Origin of the sequence: Serratia liquefaciens ATCC 27592 (genome assembly GCF_000422085.1) — a bacterium.
Lineage (GTDB): Bacteria > Pseudomonadota > Gammaproteobacteria > Enterobacterales > Enterobacteriaceae > Serratia > Serratia liquefaciens.
Window position 1 is genome coordinate 4,109,286 of sequence record NC_021741.1, and the last position, 19,270, is coordinate 4,128,555.

Below are 19,270 nucleotides of genomic sequence, written 5' to 3' on the forward strand. Positions count from 1 at the left end.
ACGCTATCGCTTGTCTGGCCCGGATAACCAGGCCTGCAGATTACAGCCCCAGCGCCCTTCTTACCGGGGCAAAACTGCGGCGGTGATGCTCGGTCGCACCCAGAGCGGCCAGCCGCTCCAGATGGAAGGCGGTCGGGTAGCCCTTATGCTGCGCAAAACCGTAATCGGGGAACACAAGATCCAACTCGGCCATTTCGCGGTCACGCGTTACCTTAGCCAGAATGGATGCCGCGCTGATTTCCGCCACGCGACTGTCTCCCTTCACGACCGCCTGCGAACGCATCGGCAATTTCGGGCAGCGATTACCGTCGATCAATACCATGTCCGGCGCGATATGCAAACCGGCCACAGCACGCTGCATCGCCAGCATAGTGGCATGCAGAATGTTCAGTTGGTCGATTTCTTCTGGCTCAGCGCGGCCCAGGCTCCAGGACAGCGCTTTCTCGACGATCTCGTCATACAGCGCCAGGCGGCGCTTCTCACTGAGCTTCTTCGAGTCCGCCAGGCCAACGATCGGCCGAGCGGGATCGAGGATCACCGCAGCGGTAACTACTGCGCCAACCAAAGGGCCACGGCCCACTTCGTCCACGCCTGCAATTAGCGTGGCGACAGGATAGATGAAGGGTTCAATCATGCTTTTGCCAGCTCCAACACAGCCTGAGCGGCCTGTTCATCGGCACCGCAACGGATGCTTTGGTGCAAGGTCAGGAAAGTCTGTTTCAGTTCGTCAGTTTGCGGGCCGTCTTCCAGCAGCGGCATTACCGCCGCCGCCAGCTTGTCCGGAACGCAGTCATGCTGCAGCAGTTCGGTGACGATTTCACGGCCTGCCAACAGATTAGGCAGCGAAACATATGGCGTCTTCACTAGCCGCTGCGCCAGCCAGAAGGTAAAAGGTTTCATACGGTAACCCACCACCATCGGACATTTGGCCAGCATGCACTCCAGTGCGGCGGTACCTGAAGCCAGTAATGCCGCGTCGCTGGCAACCATCGCCTCACGCCCTTGGCCGTTCAGCAGATGGACACGTAGCTCTGGCGCCACTTCAGCTTTGATCCGCTCGAACTGTTCGCGTCGTTTGGCGTTAACCAGCGGCACCACCAGCTCAAGGTCGGGATAACGGGTACGCAGCAACTGCGCCGTTTTCAGAAAGTCGGCGCTCAGCATCTCAACTTCTGCGCTTCGGCTGCCCGGCAACAGGGCCAGACAACGCGCATCGGGTGCGATGCCAAGCGTAGCGCGCGCAGCCAATTTGTCCGCCTGCAGCGGCATGGCATCAGCCATGGTGTGGCCGATAAACCGGCAGGGAACGTTAAAACGATCGTAAAACGCTTTTTCGAAAGGGAGAAACGCCAGCACCAGATCGGTGGCTTTGCCAATTTTGAAAACGCGCTTTTGACGCCAGGCCCAGACGGACGGGCTGACATAGTGAATAGTGCGAATGCCGTGTTGTTTCAGACGGCCTTCCAGGGTGATATTGAAGTCCGGCGCGTCGATACCCACAAACACGTCCGGCTTCAGATCGCTGAACCGGCGGGTAAGATCCTTACGGATCTTTAACAGGCGTGGCAGGCGCTCAAGCACCTCCACCACGCCCATTACCGCCAGCTCTTCCATTTCGTACCAGGTTTCACAGCCTTCAGCCTGCATCAGCGGGCCGGCGACGCCAACAAAACGCACGTCGGGGACTTGCGCCTTAAGCGCACGGATCAAACCGGCGCCAAGAATATCACCGGAGGTTTCTCCGGCGACCAATCCGATAGTCAATGGGCGATTTTGCATAGGTCAGCGAATGATACCGCGGGTTGAGCGGCCAAAGAAATCCAGGAACTGCTGTACCACCGGCTGCTCTTTTGCCAGGGTTTCGATTTCTGTTTTCGCTTCATCCAGCGTTTTCTCGCTGCGATAAAGGATCTTGTAGGCGTTACGGATTGCCTGCATTTGATCTTTATCGAAACCACGACGCTTCAGGCCCACGGCGTTAACGCCGAATGGCGTGGCGTGGTTACCCTGCGCGATGACAAAAGGAGGCACGTCTTGGGCAACACCGGAACAACCGCCCACCATCACGTGGGTGCCGATGATGCAGAACTGGTGGATAGCCGTCATGCCGCCAATAATGGCATGGTCGTCAATTTCCACATGCCCGGCAAGCGTAGCATTGTTCGCCAAGATACAGGAATTACCCACCACACAGTCGTGCGCAACGTGCACGTTAACCATCAGCAGGTTGTCATTACCTACCTTGGTCAACCCTGTGCCCTGCGCTGTGCCGCGATGAATGGTCACGCTTTCGCGAATGCGATTGCGATCGCCAATCTCGACACGCGTAGGTTCGCCCGCGTATTTCAGATCCTGATTCACTTCACCAATAGAGGCAAATTGATAGATCTGGTTGTCGCGACCGATTTTGGTCAGGCCATTCACCACAATGTGGGACTTCAGTACCGTGCCTTCGCCGATTTCCACCTGGGAGCCGACGTAACAGAAGGGACCGATGTGCGCACCAGCGCCGATAACGGCACCTTCTTCAATAATCGCGCTAGGATGGATAAAGGCGGTTTTGTCGATCACGGATTAAGCCTCCCGGCTGCGCGCACACATCATGGTTGCTTCGCAGACAATTTTGCCGTCGACGGTTGCCACGCCTTTAAAGCGCGTCAGACCACGACGTGTTTTCTCAAAGGTGACTTCCATGATCATCTGATCACCAGGCACGACCGGGCGTTTGAAGCGGGCTTCATCGATACCGGCGAAGTAATACAGCTCGCCCGGTTCCAGTTTGCCGACGCTTTTAAACGCCAGAATACCTGTGGCCTGCGCCATGGCTTCCAGAATCAATACGCCTGGAAAAATCGGCTTACCAGGGAAGTGTCCCTGGAAAAACGGCTCATTTACAGATACGTTCTTCACCGCACGCAGGAATTTGTGCTCCTCAAACTCGAGGACGCGATCAACCAGCAAGAACGGGTAACGGTGAGGAAGCAACTCTAAAATTTCTGCAATATCCAGAGTATGAGTGTCAGTAGTCAAAATACTCTTCCTGTCTCTAAAAACTGATGGCATCAACAACACGGCCTGCGCTGACCCCAAAAGGAGATCATCATGCAGGCCGCAAATTAACAACTCTTTGCGCTTTTGGTCTCATGACCAACGCGTTTCGTTTTGTACCCAGTCAGGCGGGCGGTAGTGATTAGTCTTTTCCGACTTTTCGTTCGACAGCTTTTAAGCGCTTGCTAATCTCATCGATATTCATCACCAACGCAGCGGTTTTACGCCAAACTTTGTTGGGTTGTAACGGAATGCCCGAAGAGTATACCCCAGGTTCGGTGATTGGTCGCATAACCATTCCCATTCCGGTGACAACAACCTTGTCGGCGATCTCCATGTGACCATTGATCACGCTGGCTCCACCGATCTGGCAGTAGCGGCCGATTTTCAGGCTGCCCGCCATGATAACACCGCCGGCAACGGCAGTATTGTCGCCAATCACAACGTTATGTGCAATCTGGCATTGGTTGTCGATGATAACACCATTCCCGATCTGGGTGTTATCCAACGCGCCGCGGTCAATGGTGGTGCAAGCGCCGATTTCGACGCGATCGCCGATAATCACCGTGCCCAACTGAGGAATTTTAATCCAGTTGCCGCGTTCGTTGGCATAGCCGAAACCATCAGCACCAATCACGGTGCCCGATTGGATCAGACATTGCTGACCGATCTCGACTTCATGATAAATCGTTACGTTAGCCCACAGACGCGTTCCTGCGCCAATGCGTGCACGTTTGCCGATAAAACAGCCCGGACCGATAACCACGTTATCGCCAAGGACTGCGCCCGACTCGATCACCGCATTTGCTCCGATAGCCACGTTCTGCCCCAAGGTGGCTTCAGGGGAAATAACCGCGCTAGGGGCGATATCCTGGGCCGGAGAGGGAGTGGTGTCCATCAGTTGCGCCATGCGCGCGTAGGTCAGGTAAGGGTTTTTAACCACCAGCGCCGCAGAACGGCAGTGTGGTAAATCCGCCTCGGTAAGCACGACTGCGCTTGCCTGGCAGGAAGCCAGCTGCTCTTGATAGCGGCTGTTTGACAAAAACGTGATTTGGCCAGCCTGTGCCGAATGCATAGAAGCAATGCCGGTGATGACGAGATCGCCATCACCGTGCAATTGTGCATCCAACTGCTGCGCTAAATCAGCCAGTCGAATAGAAGGCATGTTGTTATTTAACCTGTTTCAGCACGTCAGCAGTAATGTCTTTAGAAGAACCTGCGTAGGCAACGGCGTTAGCATCGATCACTACGTCATAGCCTTCTTTGCTGGCAACAGATTTCACAGCGTCCTGAATACGGCTCAGAATTTTGTTACGCTCTTCCATCTGGCGGCGACGGTTGTCCTGCTCAAAAGCCTGGGCTTTCTGAGAGAACTGCTCGCGCTGTGCCATCACGTCTTTTTCAAGCTTGCTGCGATCGCTGGCTTTCATGGTAGCGCCATCACGCTGCAGACGTTGCATTTTGGTCTGAAGGCTACGCTCCATGTTCTGAAGCTCACCCGCACGGCCTTTGAACTCGTTTTCCAGCTGTTTAGCTACGGTTTCACGAGCCGGCAACTGTTGGAAAATGCTGGAGACGTTAACTACAGCGATCTTATCTGCTGCCTGAACGCCAGCTGAAGCAGCCATTGCTAAACCGAGGCCTGCGGCACACAACCACTTTTTCACTATAAACTCCTTACCATCACCCATTTGTGCCATATGACACTTGAAGTACACAATCTGCCAGACTTATCCCGCAAAACAATGAGAATCATCTCTGTGTTTTGACAGGCGCCTGGCATTTGCGATTCTTAATAACTGCTTATGCCCAGAAGCTCGACCTGTTACCAGGTCTTACCAATGTTAAATTGGAACTGTTCGGATTTGTCGCCTTCGTATTTCTTGATCGGGTTGGCATAAGAGAACACCAATGGCCCCAGAGGTGACATCCATTGCAAAGCGATACCGGCAGAAACGCGGATATTGCTCGCTTTACTGTAGTCCGGAATATCGTACATGCTGGTTTCGGAAGAGTTCTTCCAGTTGGTATCCCATACGGTACCCGCGTCCATAAACAAGGAAGTACGCACTGAGTTAGCGTATTTCTCGCTGATGAATGGCGTCGGCGTAATCAGTTCCATACTGGCGACAGCCATGGCGTTACCACCAACCGCATCGTCCGAATTACAAATCGGCGTGCCGTTGCTGCAGCTATACGAGTTGGAATTGTAGTACGCCGCTTTTGGACCGATGGTGTTCGAACCGAAACCACGCACGGTGCTGGAGCCGCCGGCGTAGAAGTTCTCGTAGAACGGCATTTCCTTGCCGCCCAGACCATCTGCATAACCCAGACGACCACGACCCAACAGCACCCAGGTGCGATCGTCGTTGATTGGGACGTATTGCACGCTGTCCAGCGTCAGTTTGTAGTATTCGTTATCCGACCCTGGAATGGTCACTTTACCATTCAGGGTAGTACGGTTACCCGACGTTGGGAAATAACCACGGTCCAGGTTGTTGTAGGTCCAACCCAGGTTCAGCGTGAAGTCATCCGCAGAGTAGCTGGCACGGTCAGTCTTGTTCGGATCCAGACCCATGGAGTCCAGATAACGCCACATGGCAACCTGCGGCTGCATGTTAGACAGGCCGTTATGTACGTAACCCAAACCGGTACGCAACGAGTTGTTTTCGTTGATCGGGAAGCCCAAGGTACCGTCTATGCCGTAACTCTTGTTGGTATAGTCGGACAGGTCCGCGTCATCCGCTTTAAAGTCGTTGTAGAAGATACGCCCACCCAAACTCACACCGTCAACGGTGAAGTACGGGTTGGTTACCGACAGTTCGGTGTAAGTCTGGTAGTCGTTTTTGGTGCCGCTGATACCGACGGAATAGCCAGTACCCAGCCAGTTGTCCTGCTGGACCCCCGCCTGGAAGCTCACGCCGCTCTCGGTGCCGTAGCCGACGCCGAAGTTGAAGGTACCGGTGTTACGCTCTTTCACTTTGTAAGTGACATCTACCTGATCCGCAGTGCCAGGCACGCGCTGGGTTTCCACATCTACCGTTTCAAAATAACCCAAACGGTTCAGACGTTCTTTACCCTGCTCGACCTGAGCGTTGCCCAGCCACGCACCTTCCATCTGACGCATTTCACGGCGCAGTACGGAGTCTTTACTGGTGTCGTTGCCTTCGAACTTGATGCGACGCACATAGAAACGGTTACCCGCATCAATGTTTACGTGCAGCTTCACGGTTTTATCCGCATCGTTAATTTCAGGCTGTGTAGAAACGCGCGGGTAGGCATAACCGTAACGGCCCAACATCGTTTTGATGTTGTCTTCCATTTTGGTCACTTTGCTGCCGTTATACAGCTCACCCGGTTCAATCTTGGTCAGTTGCGCGACTTCCGCCGAGTGACCGGCCAGATTGCCGTTCACCATCACGCCGGTGAGCTTGTACTGCTCGCCTTCAGTGATATTGATGGTGATGTAGATGCCTTTTTTGTCCGGCGTCAGGCTGACCTGAGTCGAATCGATATTAAAGCGCGCGTAGCCGCGGTCCAGATAGAAACTGCGCAGGGTTTCAAGGTCACCCGCCAGCTTTTGTTTCTGGTATTTGCGATCGCCAACCAGGTTCCACCACGGCACTTCATCACGCAGTTGGAAGCGTGAAATCAGCTCATCGTTAGTGAAGGCATGGTTGCCGACAATGTTGATTTGTTGAATCTTGGCGGAAACCCCTTCCGTGAACACCAGTTTCAGGTCGACACGGTTACGCGGCAACGGCGTGACAACGGCTTTCACCGAGGCGCTGTATTTACCGACGCTGTAATAGAAGTCTTCCAGCCCTTTTTCAATGCTGGATATCGTGGTGCGGTCGAGCGCTTCGCCAACCCGAACGCCAGAGGCCTCCAGGTTTTGCTTGAGCATGTCATCCTTCACCGACTTGTTGCCGGAGAAAGTGATGCTGGCAATGGTAGGGCGTTCCTTAACCTGAACAATCAGCGTATTACCATCGCGCAGCACGCGAACGTCCTCGAAGTTGCCAGTGGCAAACAAGGCACGGATGGTATTACTGATATCATCGTCAGAGACGGTATCGCCTACGCGAACCGGCATGTTGAGTAACGCCGCACCGACGGCGACTCGCTGCAGGCCTTCGAAATGAATATCTTTCACTACGAACCCGTCTGCACCGTATACGGTGGCGCTGCCAAACAGCAGCGACGCTATGAGCAACTTTTTCATCGCCATCGTTGTTATGCGTTCTTCCTAACCTATCCCCGCCCCTAAAGGCGAGAAAAATCATTGAAAAGTGCAAGACCCATTAAAAGCACCAACACGATCGAACCTATGCGGTAACTGTAGTCCTGTACTCGCTCGGAAACCGGCCCACCCTTCAGCTTTTCTATCGCCAGGAAGAGGAGATGCCCACCATCTAACACCGGTAATGGGAACAGGTTGATGATACCCAGGTTGACACTGATCAACGCCAGGAACATCAGATAATACACTAACCCGACCCCGGCTGACGCCCCTGCTCCCTGTGCAATCGAAATCGGGCCACTCAGGTTGTTCAGCTTTACATCACCGGTTATTAATTTACCCAGCATTTTGACCGTGAGGCTCATTAGCTGCCAGGTCTTGTCCCCAGCCTGATACAGCGCTGGGAAAGGTCCATACTGGCGAATCGTTTTATACTCGTCCGGCAGCGGCAGCACTTTCGGAATGATGCCGGCGAAACCCACCGATTTGTCTTTTCCCACCGGCTTTGTATCCGGTATCAGCGTCAAAGACAAGGGGGCGCCGTTTCTTTCAATCTCTAAAACCAGCGGTTGCCCAGGGCCGTTGTGGATCCGTTTAACCAACGTTTGCCAACGACCCAATAGCTGACCGTCGACTTTAACGATCCTGTCACCCGCTTGTAAACCCGCCTTTTGTGCCGCCGACCCCGATTGCACTTCGGCAAGGACAGATTCTATCTGTGGGCCACGCGGAATAATACCCAACGCCACCACGGGATCCTGTTTGTCCGGCTCGAAATTCCACTGGCGCAAATCCAGGGTTTTAGTCACCACCTGAGAAGAGCCAAACGGCGCGATACCCACTTCGGTTTGTGCGTCGCCGATCTTCGCCACCAGCGCCAGACGAACTGATTCCCAATCAGGCGTTTCGATACCGTCAACGGACTTAAGTTCCATTCCAGGCGAAATTTCAGCGTGGGCAGCAATCGACTGTGGAGATATTTCACCAATCACAGGACGGAAGCTGGGAACGCCGATAATAAATACCAGCCAGTAAGCAAGAATAGCAAACAGGAAGTTGGCGATAGGGCCGGCACTGACGATAGCGGCGCGTTGCCACACGGTTTTGTTGTTAAATGCCTGATGGCGGAATTCCGGTGCAACCGAATCAACCCGCTCATCGAGCATCTTCACGTAACCGCCCAGAGGGATCAGGGCAATCACGTACTCCGTCCCCTGACGGTCAGTACGGCGCCATAAGGCGCGGCCAAAGCCGATGGAAAAGCGTTCTACACGGACGCCGCAGCGACGGGCTACCCAAAAGTGCCCGAACTCGTGCACGGTGATCAAAACACCGAGTGCAATAAGAAATGCGACTAAGTTCCAGAGCACGCTACCCATAATCCCTTCACTCCCCGTCGTTGACGGATTAAAACACTAACAGCATCAGGCAGGCAAATACAGGCACTGCTGCGGTCAGGCTGTCGATACGATCCAGTATACCGCCATGACCCGGTATCAAATGACCACTGTCTTTGATACCCGCTTCGCGTTTGAACATGCTCTCGGTAAGATCGCCCAGCACGGAAGCCAGTGCGGCAATCACCGAACAAATCAGTAAGGTGGTCGGCACGATATTCAACGGGGCGTAACGGCCAAACAACCAGGATATCAGGGCCGAGGTAATCAGACCGCCGATGAGTCCCTCCCAGGTTTTCCCCGGAGAAACTTTAGGCGCCAGCTTATGCTTGCCAAACAGCTTGCCGAACATGTAAGCGCCGGAATCCGCGCCCCAAACCAACAGCATCACATACAGCAGCCACCAGGAGCCGGTGAAGTGGTTTTGTTCATAGCCGAACTGACGCAGCGACAGCATGCCCCAGAAGAACGGCACTATGGTCAGCAAACCAAAAATCAGACGTATTGGACGCGAATTACGCCACAGCGCGGCAGACCCCGGATAAAACAGCACCAGCAGCAGCGCCGCCAACCACCAGGCCAGTGACAGCCACAGCGGCCCGCCTACCTGAGGCAGGTGAACCGACTGGTGGTAGGCCGGAATGCTGAGCATCATCAGCGCCAGCAGGAAGCCGCACAATATCGCCAGCCAGATGCGCTGCGAGCGGGAGGTAAAACCGGCCAGTTGGCCCCACTCCCAGGCTGCCAGCATGCACACAACCAGCGTTACCAGGGCAAAGCCCACCGGCGGCAGCAAGAACAACGCCGCGATAACAATCGGGATTAAAATCAGAGCCGTTATGAGGCGATACTTCAGCAAAAGTTCCCCCTAGGACGCATTGGCGCCGATAGGTGTTGTTCCCCCGAAGCGACGCTCGCGTTGTGCAAATGCATTCAGCGCACCTTCAAAGACAAGTTCATCAAAATCAGGCCAGAGTACATCAGTAAAGTAAAGTTCGGCATAAGCAATTTGCCACAGTAAGAAATTACTGATGCGGTGTTCACCGCCCGTGCGGATCACCAGATCCACCGGTGACAGATCGCTCATGCAGACCCGCTCACCCAGTAATTCTTCGCTAATTTGATCCGGACGCAGCGAACCGTCCTTCACCTGCTCAGCCAGTTCCCTTACTCCCTGAATAATATCCCAACGGCCGCCGTAGTTGGCGGCAATGTTGAGCGTCAGGCCATCGTTATTTTCAGTCAGTTGCTCAGAGCGACGGATCCGCTCTTGCAAACGCGCGCTGAAACGGCTGATATCGCCGATCACCCGCAGTCTGACGTTATGTTTATGCAGGCTTTTTACTTCGCTGTCCAAGGCTCGGACGAAAAGCTCCATGAGGGCGGAGACTTCCTGCACCGGACGGTTCCAGTTCTCGCTGCTGAAGGCATAAAGCGTGAGCGCATCTAAATGGTTGTTGGCAGCAAAACTGACCGCGCGACGAACCGATTTCACCCCTGCTTTATGACCGAAGACACGTAACTTACCCTGACGTTTAGCCCAGCGCCCGTTACCGTCCATGATAATGGCAACATGCCGTGGCCCCAAAGTGGACGGATTAGCCTCTTGTTGATTTGCGGACGACATAACTCGTACTTATTTCCTCAATAGAAATACAACTGCCCTTCCGGAACATCAGGCCCTTACGCGCAAAAAAAGCCGTGTGCCCGACACGGCTTTTCAGTCTGCCCTGCGACAGCCGGTAATTTCCGCTGCGCCATTGGCGTTCGAGATATCAATCGGGCCAGAATTCAACGGTATAACCGCTGACAAGTGGCGCAGACTATATCACCTCAGCCGGGCCTGAACAAACAACCCCACTGCGGCACGCGTAATTTACGAACAAAATAGGATAAATGCCGCTATCAGTTACGCAGTGATTTAACCAACCCAACCGCAACCTCACGTGCCTGACGATCTATTTCTAAGACCGCATCAATGCAGGACGGTTCCTGCAGTGACAGCCGTTCGACTACTTTTTGGTTCACCGTCGCAATATCGGTAAAGCGAATCTGCTCCTGCAGGAAAGCCGCCACGGCAACTTCATTGGCCGCGTTCAGTGCGGTGGTTGCCGCCTGCCCGGCGTCAAAGGCCTCTATGGCCAGATACAGGCAGGGATAGCGTTCCCGTTCAGGTTCGGCAAAGGTCAGCGAGCCGATACGGCAAAAATCCAGCGCTTCCACACCGGAGTTTACCCGCTGCGGGTAGGCCATTGCATGAGCGATCGGCGTACGCATATCCGGCGTGCCCAACTGGGCCAACACGCTGCCATCAGTGTAGCGCACCATTGAATGGATCACCGACTGAGGATGCAGAATCACTTCCATTTGTTCGGCCGAGGCGTTAAACAGCCAGCGGGCCTCGATATATTCCAGTCCTTTGTTCATCATGGTGGCGGAATCCACCGAGATCTTGCGCCCCATCGACCAATTGGGATGGGCACAGGCCTGATCCGGCGTCATCGTGGCGAACTGTTCCAGTGGCGTGGTGCGGAACGGGCCGCCGGAACCGGTGAGCACGATGCGCGACACACCATGACTGTCTAATGAAGAGTATCCCAACTGACGCTGAATGCTCTCAGGCAAACTCTGAAAAATCGCGTTATGCTCGCTGTCCAGCGGCAGCAACTGCGTCTGACTTTTTTGCACTGCGTCCATAAACAGGCGCCCACAGGTCACCAGCGACTCTTTGTTCGCCAGTAATACCTGCTTGCCAGCACGAATCGCCGCCAGTGTCGGAAGTAAACCGGCAGCACCGACGATGGCGGCGGTGACCTGATCAACGTCGTCCAACGCCGCCAAATCACAAGCGGCCTGCTCGCCCGCCATCACCTCGGTGGCAACGCCATTTTCCGCCAGCAGGGTACGTAACTCACGTGCCGCGCCTTCGTCTGCCATTGCGGCATAGGTTGGGCGAAATTCCATACACTGCTGTGCCATGACGGCTACGTTGTGGCCGGCAACCAGCGCTTTAATCGCAAAACGGTCGGGATTTTCCCTGACCACGGCCAGGGTACTGGTCCCCACTGAGCCGGTGGAGCCAAGAATAGTCAGTTGCTTCATGAGCTCACTCTGAATAACTGTCTGATGAGATCGGAGGTGCTCCAGTGTGTAACCTTCGCCACCGCTTGTCCATGATCAATCAGCACGATGAAACGGGATCTGCGCCACAAAAAACAAAGCGCCGCCCAGGCGACGCTTTTTTTCTGCGCGATGCTGATTAGAATTCCATCAGCTCTTTTTCTTTGTCCGCCAGCGCGGCATCGAGCAGCTTGATGTAGGCGTCGGTCATTTTCTGAATGTCGTCCTGAGAACGACGATCTTCGTCTTCGCTGATTTCTTTGTCTTTCAGCAACGCCTTCACTTTGTCGTTGGCGTCACGGCGCACGTTACGTACGGCAACACGGCCCTGCTCGGCTTCACCGCGCACCACTTTGATCAGGTCTTTACGGCGCTCTTCGGTCAACGGAGGCAGCGGAACACGGATCACGCTGCCGGCTGAGCTTGGGTTCAGGCCCAGATCAGACGCCATGATGGCCTTTTCTACCGCTGAACCCAGGGAGCGATCAAACAGGTTGATTGCCAGGGTACGGGAGTCTTCTACGGTCACGTTAGCCAACTGACGCAGCGGCGTTGCAGAACCGTAGTATTCCACCATGATGCCGTCCAGGATGCTTGGAGAAGCACGGCCGGTACGGATTTTGCTGATTTGGTTTTTGAATGCTTCTACGCTTTTTTCCATGCGTGAATCAGCATCTTTTCTGATTTCATTAATCACGTTGCAAACCCTTGGAAGCTGGAGACTTGGCAGGCCATACCACAGTATAGCCCGTGAATTTTACTCAAGGAGAGCGCATAACGCACCACGTTACCCGCTCCCGCTAAATTGGGCAGAACAGCCTTATTTGCTGATCAGCGTGCCTTCGTTCTCACCCATCACCACCCGGCGCAACGCACCTGGCTTGTTCATGTTGAATACGCGAATCGGCAGACCGTGATCGCGGGCCAGCGTAAACGCCGCCAGATCCATCACTTTCAGCTCGCGCTCCAGTACATCTTGATAGGTGATATGTTCGTACAGCGTTGCATCCGGATTTTTAACCGGATCAGCGGAGTATACACCATCCACTTTAGTCGCTTTCAATACCACGTCCGCTTCGATCTCGATCCCGCGCAGACACGCAGCAGAATCGGTGGTGAAGAACGGGTTGCCGGTACCGGCGGAGAAGATCACCACGCGGTTATTACGCAGCAGGCTGATCGCCTCGGCCCAGCTGTAGTTGTCGCACACGCCGTTCAACGGAATGGCTGACATCAGGCGGGCGTTCACATAGGCACGGTGCAGTGCATCACGCATAGCCAGGCCGTTCATCACGGTAGCCAGCATTCCCATGTGGTCGCCCACTACGCGGTTCATGCCGGCCTGCGCCAGGCCCGCGCCGCGGAACAGGTTACCGCCGCCAATAACTACACCGACCTGAATTCCCAGTTCGACCAGCTCTTTAACTTCCTGAGCCATGCGATCCAAAACGCTAGCGTCGATACCAAAACCTTCTGCGCCTTGCAGGGCTTCGCCACTCAGTTTGAGCAGAATACGCTGATATACGGGTTTTGCATTGGTTGCCATGGTGTTCTGTCCTAAGAAGCAGTATTAGTATTGGGGATTTCAGCCGATGAAGTGCGCCTGTGATGAGTATATTGCCACAGGGCCTGTCACCGGTGTAATTCTGGCTGGATAAAATGGAACCGCCTGACGGCGGCTCCATTATACCCTTCATCTTTCACGTTGCCGCTGCGTTGGCTGCCTTCACTTACCCCAGTCACCTGGTGAACCAGGTGACTGGGAGTTCGCTCAGTTGCCGCCTTGCCGCACCGCGAAATCTATCGGGTATACAGTCATTAAGACTGCTTGCTCATTGCAGCAACTTCAGCAGCGAAGTCATTTGCCGCTTTTTCGATGCCTTCACCCACTTCGAAGCGGATGAAGTTAACGACGTCAGCGTTGTGCTCTTTCAGCACCTGGCCAACGGTTTTGCTTGGTTCGATAACGAAAGGCTGACCGGTCAGAGAAACTTCGCCGGTGAATTTCTTCATGCGGCCTTCAACCATTTTCTCAGCGATTTCTTTCGGCTTGCCAGACTGCATGGCGATGTCCAGCTGAACCTGGTACTCTTTTTCTACCACTTCAGCAGACACATCTTCAGGCTTAACGAATTCTGGCTTGCTCGCCGCAACGTGCATGGCGATTTGCTTAACCAGCTCTTCGTCAGCGCCTTTAGCCGCGATCAGAACGCCGATACGTGCGCCGTGCAGGTAGCTGCCCAGCACTTCGCCTTCCAGGGAAGCCACGCGACGGATGTTGATGTTTTCACCGATTTTGGCAACCAGCGCTACACGTTCTTCTTCGAACTGTGCTTTCAACACTTCAACGTCAGTGATTTTGCCTGCAACAGCAGCGTCCAGCACTTTGTCAGCGAATGCCTGGAAACCGGCATCTTTAGCAACGAAGTCAGTCTGGCAGTTTACTTCCAGGATCACGCCGTAGTTGCCTTCGATCTTGGTTTTGATCACGCCGTCAGCAGCTACGTTGCCTGCTTTTTTCGCCGCTTTGATCGCGCCAGATTTACGCATGTTTTCGATTGCCAGCTCGATGTCGCCGTTAGATTCGACCAGAGCTTTTTTGCAATCCATCATGCCAGCGCCAGTACGCTCGCGCAGTTCTTTTACCAGAGCAGCGGTAATATCAGCCATTTCTTTTTCCTCGGTTATCTCACGTAGAGACAGTTCTCATTCAGATAAGCAAAGGGGGCCAATAAAGGCCCCCCTAACCAACATATTCAATACCTGGTTAATAAGGGCTCAGTGACGAGCTTGCCTTATTATTCAGCTTCTACGAAGCTTTCTTCCGCTTGAACGGCCAGATCTTGAGAACGACCTTCACGGACGGCGGCAGCAACGGCAGTCAGGTACAATTTGATTGCACGGATTGCATCGTCGTTACCAGGGATGATGAAGTCAACGCCGTCTGGATCGGAGTTGGTATCAACGATAGAGAATACCGGGATACCCAGGTTGTTGGCTTCTTTGATCGCGATGTGTTCGTGATCGGCATCGATAACGAACAGAGCGTCAGGCAGACCACCCATGTCTTTGATACCACCCAGGGAGTTTTCCAGCTTGGCCAGTTCGCGAGTACGCATCAGCGCCTCTTTCTTGGTCAGCTTGTCGAAGGTGCCATCTTGAGACTGGATTTCCAGATCTTTCAAACGTTTGATTGACTGACGAACGGTTTTCCAGTTAGTCAGCATGCCGCCCAACCAGCGATGGTTCACGAAGAACTGATCGCAGGTGTTAGCATATTCTTTTACCGCTTCGCTTGCTGCGCGCTTAGTACCAACGAACAGGATCTTACCTTTACGGGAAGAGATCTTGGTCAGTTCAGCCAGTGCTGCGTTGGCCATTGGTACAGTTTTTTCCAGGTTGATGATGTGAACCTTGTTACGTGCGCCGAAGATGAAAGGCTTCATTTTCGGGTTCCAGTAACGGGTCTGGTGACCAAAGTGTACACCAGCCTGGAGCATGTCGCGCATGGAAACAGTTGCCATGATTAAACCTCTATAGAGTGAGTTGGGGTTATGCCTCCACGTATCCCATAACGCCGACCCTGGCGGTGATAAATCACCTCAGGGCACCCCGGCGGATGTGCCGATACGTGTGTGTTATTTACACAATGTGAGTGCAGTTAAAGTATTTTCGGCCTTTCCCGCCCTTATCGCAAGGACCAAGACGCGGATCTGCCGGCGCGCTTTATACCATAAACCCACCCCGGACACCAACTTTTGTTGCCACAGTCGTCATCGTCGAGAAATCAAATTTGGCAGCCTCAGGCCGGACTGATACCATAAGAGACTGCTTCTTATTATTTCTTTCTGTTGTCGGCGAGCACGACACCTGCGGACGAATTTCATGGCAATCTCAATTAAAACACCTGATGACATCCAAAAAATGCGCGTGGCCGGCCGTCTGGCTGCCGAAGTGCTGGAAATCATCGAGCCGCACGTCAAGCCTGGCGTGACCACCGGCGAACTCGATCGTATCTGTCACGACCACATCACCAACAAGCAGCAGGCGATTTCCGCCTGTCTGGGCTACCACGGTTTCCCGAAATCCGTGTGCATCTCGGTAAATGAAGTGGTCTGCCACGGCATCCCGAGCGATGACAAAGTTCTGAAGGACGGCGACATCGTGAATATCGACGTTACCGTGATCAAAGAGGGTTTCCACGGCGACACATCCAAGATGTTCATCGTCGGCAAACCGACCATTCTGGGCGAGCGTCTGTGCCGCATCACGCAGGAAAGCCTTTATCTGTCGCTGAAAATGGTGAAGCCTGGCATCCGCCTGCGCACGCTGGGCAAAGAGATCCAGAAATTCGTCGAAGCCGAAAACTTTTCCGTGGTGCGCGAATACTGTGGCCACGGCATTGGCGAAGTGTTCCACGAAGAACCGCAGGTGCTGCACTATGATGCCGACGACGGCGGTGTGGTACTGCAACCCGGTATGGCCTTCACCATCGAGCCAATGGTCAATGCCGGTGATTACCGCATCCGCACCATGAAAGACGGCTGGACGGTAAAAACTAAGGATCGCAGCTTGTCGGCGCAGTATGAGCATACTATTGTGGTCACAGATAACGGCTGCGAGATAATGACGTTGCGCAAGGATGACACCATCCCCAACATCATTACGCACGAGATGTAAGCGCCGCGGCGTATTGCCGCGATGCATGATGTCACAGGCCGGCTTTTGCCGGCCTTTTTTATGGGCTGCGTACTATGTCTGAAAACTTTCGCCAACAAGACACCTCGGTCATTCCACGACAGGCCGTGCCGGAGCAGCCTGAATATCCCAACGCCTATGGCGATGAGGAGCTCAACTGCGTCGCGCTGAAACAGCGCCTCGAACAGTTCCAACTGTGGCTGGCAGAAGCGTTTAATGCCGGCTCCAGCGCCGAAAGCCTGGTCGCCGCCCGCAGCGACTTTATCGATCGCCTGCTGCGTCGCCTGTGGGTGTTTTACGGTTTCGAAGATATTCCGGAAACCGCTTTGGTGGCGGTCGGCGGTTATGGCCGTGGCGAATTGCACCCGCTTTCGGACATTGACGTGCTGGTGCTGAGCCAGCGCCGGCTGAATGAACAGCAATCCCAGCGCGTGGGGGAATTTATCACCCTGCTGTGGGATCTTAAGCTGGAAGTGGGCCACAGCGTACGTACGCTGGAAGAGTGCTTGTTGGAGGGCCTGGCGGATCTGACCGTCGCCACCAACCTGATTGAATCACGCATGATCTGCGGCGATGTGGCCTTGTTCCTGCAAATGCAAAAGCACATTTTCAGCGACGGCTTCTGGCCCTCCCCCCAATTTTTCCACGCCAAGTTGGTCGAACAGCAAGAGCGCCACCAACGCTACCACGGCACCAGCTACAATCTGGAGCCGGACATCAAGAGCAGCCCCGGTGGCCTCCGGGACATTCACACCCTGCTGTGGGTAGCGCGCCGTCACTTCGGCGCAACTTCGCTGGACGAAATGGTCGGCTTTGGTTTTCTGACCCAGGCCGAACGCAACGAGCTTAACGAATGCCAAAGCTTCCTGTGGCGCATTCGCTTCGCGCTGCATCTGGTGTTGCCCCGCTACGATAACCGACTGCTGTTCGATCGCCAGCTTAACGTGGCGCAGTTGCTGCGTTATGAGGGGGAAGGCAACGAGCCGGTCGAGCGCATGATGAAAGATTTTTATCGCATGACGCGCCGCGTCGGCGAACTGAACCACATGCTGCTGCAACTGTTCGATGAGGCGATTCTGGCGCTGGACGCCACGGAAAAACCCCGGCCGTTGAACGAAGATTTTCAACTGCGTGGCGACCTGATCGACCTGCGTGACGAAACGCTGTTTATTCGTCAGCCGGAATCGATCATGCGGATGTTCTACCTGATGGTGCGCAACCGCGAAATCAAAGGCATTTACTCCACCACCGTCCGCCAGTTGCGTCATGCGCGCCGCCATCTGAAACAGCCGCTGTGCACCATTCCGGAAGCACGCGATCTGTTTATGGCCATCCTGCGTCACCCAGGTGCCGTTTCGCGGGCGCTGGTGCCGATGCACCGCCACAGCGTACTGTGGGCCTATATGCCGCAGTGGGGCAAAATTGTCGGGCAAATGCAGTTCGACCTGTTTCATGCCTACACCGTCGACGAACACACCGTTCGCGTCCTGCAAAAACTGGAAAGCTTTGCCGATGCCGAAACGCGGCCACGTCACCCGCTGTGCGTTGAGCTGTATCCGCGCCTGCCGAACCCGGAACTTTTGCTGCTGGCGGCGCTGTTCCACGATATCGCCAAAGGCCGCGGCGGCGACCACTCGATCCTCGGCGCGCAGGACGCGTTGGAGTTCGCCGAGCTGCACGGTTTGAATTCCCGTGAGTCTCAACTGGTGGCCTGGCTGGTTCGCTGCCATTTACTGATGTCGGTCACCGCCCAACGGCGCGACATTCAGGATCCGACGGTGATTCAGCAGTTTAGCGCCGAAGTGCAGAGTGAAACCCGCCTGCGTTATCTGGTTTGCCTGACCGTAGCGGACATCTGCGCCACCAACGAGACCCTGTGGAACAGCTGGAAACAGAGCCTGTTGCGTGAGCTCTATTTCGCCACCGAAAAACAGCTGCGCCGCGGCATGCAGAACAGCCCGGATTTGCGCGAACGCGTGCGTCACCACCGCCTGCAAGCGCTGGCGCTGCTGCGCATGGACAATATCGACGAAGAAGCGCTGCACCGCATCTGGAGCCGCTGTCGTGCCGATTACTTCCTGCGCCATTCGCCTAACCAATTGGCCTGGCACGCACGCCATCTGCTGGCCCATGACTCCACCCAGCCGCTGGTGCTGGTCAGCCGGCAGGCGACGCGCGGCGGCACCGAAATTTTCATCTGGAGTCCGGATCGCCCATACCTGTTTGCCGCCGTGGCCGGCGAGATGGATCGTCGCAACCTGAGCGTGCACGACGCACAGATCTTCACCAATCGCGACGGCATGGCGATGGATACCTTTATCGTACTGGAGCCGGATGGCAGCCCGCTGGCACAGGACCGCCATGCGGCGATCCGCCACGCGTTGGTGCAGGCCATTACCCAGCGGGAATATCAGCCGCCGCGCGTGCGCAGGCCGTCCTCCAAGCTGCGTCATTTCAGCGTGCCGACCGAAGTCAGCTTCCTGCCAACCCATACCGACCGCCGCAGCTATCTGGAACTGACCGCGCTCGATCAGCCAGGCCTGCTGGCTCGGGTAGGCGAAGTGTTCGCCGATCTCGGTTTGTCACTGCACGGCGCGCGCATCTCCACCATCGGCGAGCGGGTTGAGGATTTATTTATTCTGGCCGACAGCGATCGACGCGCCCTTAACCCGGAAACGCGCAGAAAGTTGGAACAACGGTTGACAGAGGCCCTCAACCCAAACGATAAATTGTGATACAAGTAACCTTTTCGTAGACAACATCA

The 19,270-nt window shown here is 54.8% G+C and carries 17 protein-coding genes; 2 read left to right on the forward strand and 15 right to left on the reverse strand.

Features of this window, described 5'->3' with window-relative positions; all coding sequences use genetic code 11:
- Window positions 1-40 precede the first annotated feature (40 nt).
- The 15 genes from rnhB to rpsB form a co-directional block, all read right to left on the reverse strand.
- Window positions 41-634: a ribonuclease HII gene (rnhB, locus tag M495_RS19295; RefSeq protein WP_020828353.1), complete on the reverse strand. Its 594-nt coding sequence runs from the start codon at window positions 632-634 to the stop codon at window positions 41-43.
- Entirely contained in the window at window positions 631-1,779 is a 1,149-nt protein-coding gene (lpxB, locus tag M495_RS19300; RefSeq protein ID WP_020828354.1) for a lipid-A-disaccharide synthase, read from the reverse strand. Before lpxB ends, rnhB begins: the two co-directional genes overlap by 4 nt.
- Window positions 1,780-1,782: 3 nt before the next feature.
- Window positions 1,783-2,571 carry an acyl-ACP--UDP-N-acetylglucosamine O-acyltransferase gene (lpxA, locus tag M495_RS19305; protein WP_020828355.1) on the reverse strand — a complete coding sequence of 263 codons (789 nt, stop codon included), beginning with the start codon at window positions 2,569-2,571 and terminating at the stop codon, window positions 1,783-1,785.
- 3 nt (window positions 2,572-2,574) lie between these two features.
- Entirely contained in the window at window positions 2,575-3,030 is a 456-nt protein-coding gene (fabZ, locus tag M495_RS19310) for a 3-hydroxyacyl-ACP dehydratase FabZ (protein ID WP_017893789.1), read from the reverse strand.
- A 160-nt stretch (window positions 3,031-3,190) separates the two neighbouring features.
- On the reverse strand, window positions 3,191-4,213 hold the full coding sequence (gene lpxD / locus M495_RS19315) for a UDP-3-O-(3-hydroxymyristoyl)glucosamine N-acyltransferase (RefSeq protein ID WP_020828356.1): 1,023 nt from the start codon (window positions 4,211-4,213) through the stop codon (window positions 3,191-3,193).
- A gap of 4 nt (window positions 4,214-4,217) precedes the next feature.
- A complete protein-coding gene (skp, locus tag M495_RS19320; protein ID WP_020828357.1) occupies window positions 4,218-4,715 on the reverse strand; it encodes a molecular chaperone Skp in 498 nt (165 codons plus the stop codon).
- Window positions 4,716-4,873: 158 nt separating this feature from the next.
- The gene (bamA, locus tag M495_RS19325) at window positions 4,874-7,279 is read right to left on the reverse strand and encodes an outer membrane protein assembly factor BamA (RefSeq protein WP_020828358.1); all 2,406 of its coding nucleotides are present in this window, start codon (window positions 7,277-7,279) and stop codon (window positions 4,874-4,876) included.
- 35 nt (window positions 7,280-7,314) lie between these two features.
- Window positions 7,315-8,670: a sigma E protease regulator RseP gene (gene rseP, locus M495_RS19330; protein ID WP_020828359.1), complete on the reverse strand. Its 1,356-nt coding sequence runs from the start codon at window positions 8,668-8,670 to the stop codon at window positions 7,315-7,317.
- Between the two features lie 28 nt (window positions 8,671-8,698).
- Window positions 8,699-9,547 (reverse strand): phosphatidate cytidylyltransferase, encoded by an 849-nt coding sequence (cdsA, locus tag M495_RS19335; protein ID WP_020828360.1) that lies wholly within the window; start codon window positions 9,545-9,547, stop codon window positions 8,699-8,701.
- Window positions 9,548-9,556: 9 nt separating this feature from the next.
- Window positions 9,557-10,315 (reverse strand): (2E,6E)-farnesyl-diphosphate-specific ditrans,polycis-undecaprenyl-diphosphate synthase, encoded by a 759-nt coding sequence (gene ispU / locus M495_RS19340; RefSeq protein WP_020828361.1) that lies wholly within the window; start codon window positions 10,313-10,315, stop codon window positions 9,557-9,559.
- A gap of 278 nt (window positions 10,316-10,593) precedes the next feature.
- Window positions 10,594-11,790: a 1-deoxy-D-xylulose-5-phosphate reductoisomerase gene (ispC, locus tag M495_RS19345; protein ID WP_020828362.1), complete on the reverse strand. Its 1,197-nt coding sequence runs from the start codon at window positions 11,788-11,790 to the stop codon at window positions 10,594-10,596.
- A 157-nt stretch (window positions 11,791-11,947) separates the two neighbouring features.
- Entirely contained in the window at window positions 11,948-12,505 is a 558-nt protein-coding gene (gene frr, locus M495_RS19350; RefSeq protein ID WP_020828363.1) for a ribosome recycling factor, read from the reverse strand.
- Window positions 12,506-12,628: 123 nt separating this feature from the next.
- The gene (gene pyrH, locus M495_RS19355; RefSeq protein WP_004952223.1) at window positions 12,629-13,354 is read right to left on the reverse strand and encodes a UMP kinase; all 726 of its coding nucleotides are present in this window, start codon (window positions 13,352-13,354) and stop codon (window positions 12,629-12,631) included.
- A gap of 272 nt (window positions 13,355-13,626) precedes the next feature.
- Window positions 13,627-14,478: a translation elongation factor Ts gene (gene tsf, locus M495_RS19360; protein ID WP_020828364.1), complete on the reverse strand. Its 852-nt coding sequence runs from the start codon at window positions 14,476-14,478 to the stop codon at window positions 13,627-13,629.
- 128 nt (window positions 14,479-14,606) lie between these two features.
- Window positions 14,607-15,332: a 30S ribosomal protein S2 gene (rpsB, locus tag M495_RS19365; RefSeq protein ID WP_020828365.1), complete on the reverse strand. Its 726-nt coding sequence runs from the start codon at window positions 15,330-15,332 to the stop codon at window positions 14,607-14,609.
- 361 nt (window positions 15,333-15,693) lie between these two features.
- On the opposite strand from rpsB, the gene map reads away from it, so the two are divergent.
- Together map and glnD are read left to right on the forward strand one after the other, a co-directional pair.
- Complete coding sequence (map, locus tag M495_RS19370; RefSeq protein ID WP_020828366.1) at window positions 15,694-16,488, forward strand: type I methionyl aminopeptidase; 795 nt, start codon at window positions 15,694-15,696, stop codon at window positions 16,486-16,488.
- Between the two features lie 74 nt (window positions 16,489-16,562).
- Window positions 16,563-19,241: a bifunctional uridylyltransferase/uridylyl-removing protein GlnD gene (gene glnD, locus M495_RS19375; protein ID WP_020828367.1), complete on the forward strand. Its 2,679-nt coding sequence runs from the start codon at window positions 16,563-16,565 to the stop codon at window positions 19,239-19,241.
- Window positions 19,242-19,270 lie beyond the last annotated feature (29 nt).

Coding starts and splice junctions, on each gene's coding strand:
- rnhB (WP_020828353.1), bottom strand. CDS start 634: ATGATTGAACCCTTCATCTATCCTGTCGCCACGCTAATTGCAGGCGTG.
- lpxB (WP_020828354.1), bottom strand. CDS start 1,779: ATGCAAAATCGCCCATTGACTATCGGATTGGTCGCCGGAGAAACCTCC.
- lpxD (WP_020828356.1), bottom strand. CDS start 4,213: ATGCCTTCTATTCGACTGGCTGATTTAGCGCAGCAGTTGGATGCACAA.
- bamA (WP_020828358.1), bottom strand. CDS start 7,279: ATGGCGATGAAAAAGTTGCTCATAGCGTCGCTGCTGTTTGGCAGCGCC.
- rseP (WP_020828359.1), bottom strand. CDS start 8,670: ATGGGTAGCGTGCTCTGGAACTTAGTCGCATTTCTTATTGCACTCGGT.
- ispU (WP_020828361.1), bottom strand. CDS start 10,315: ATGTCGTCCGCAAATCAACAAGAGGCTAATCCGTCCACTTTGGGGCCA.
- ispC (WP_020828362.1), bottom strand. CDS start 11,790: ATGAAGCAACTGACTATTCTTGGCTCCACCGGCTCAGTGGGGACCAGT.
- pyrH (WP_004952223.1), bottom strand. CDS start 13,354: ATGGCAACCAATGCAAAACCCGTATATCAGCGTATTCTGCTCAAACTG.
- tsf (WP_020828364.1), bottom strand. CDS start 14,478: ATGGCTGATATTACCGCTGCTCTGGTAAAAGAACTGCGCGAGCGTACT.
- rpsB (WP_020828365.1), bottom strand. CDS start 15,332: ATGGCAACTGTTTCCATGCGCGACATGCTCCAGGCTGGTGTACACTTT.
- map (WP_020828366.1), top strand. CDS start 15,694: ATGGCAATCTCAATTAAAACACCTGATGACATCCAAAAAATGCGCGTG.
- glnD (WP_020828367.1), top strand. CDS start 16,563: ATGTCTGAAAACTTTCGCCAACAAGACACCTCGGTCATTCCACGACAG.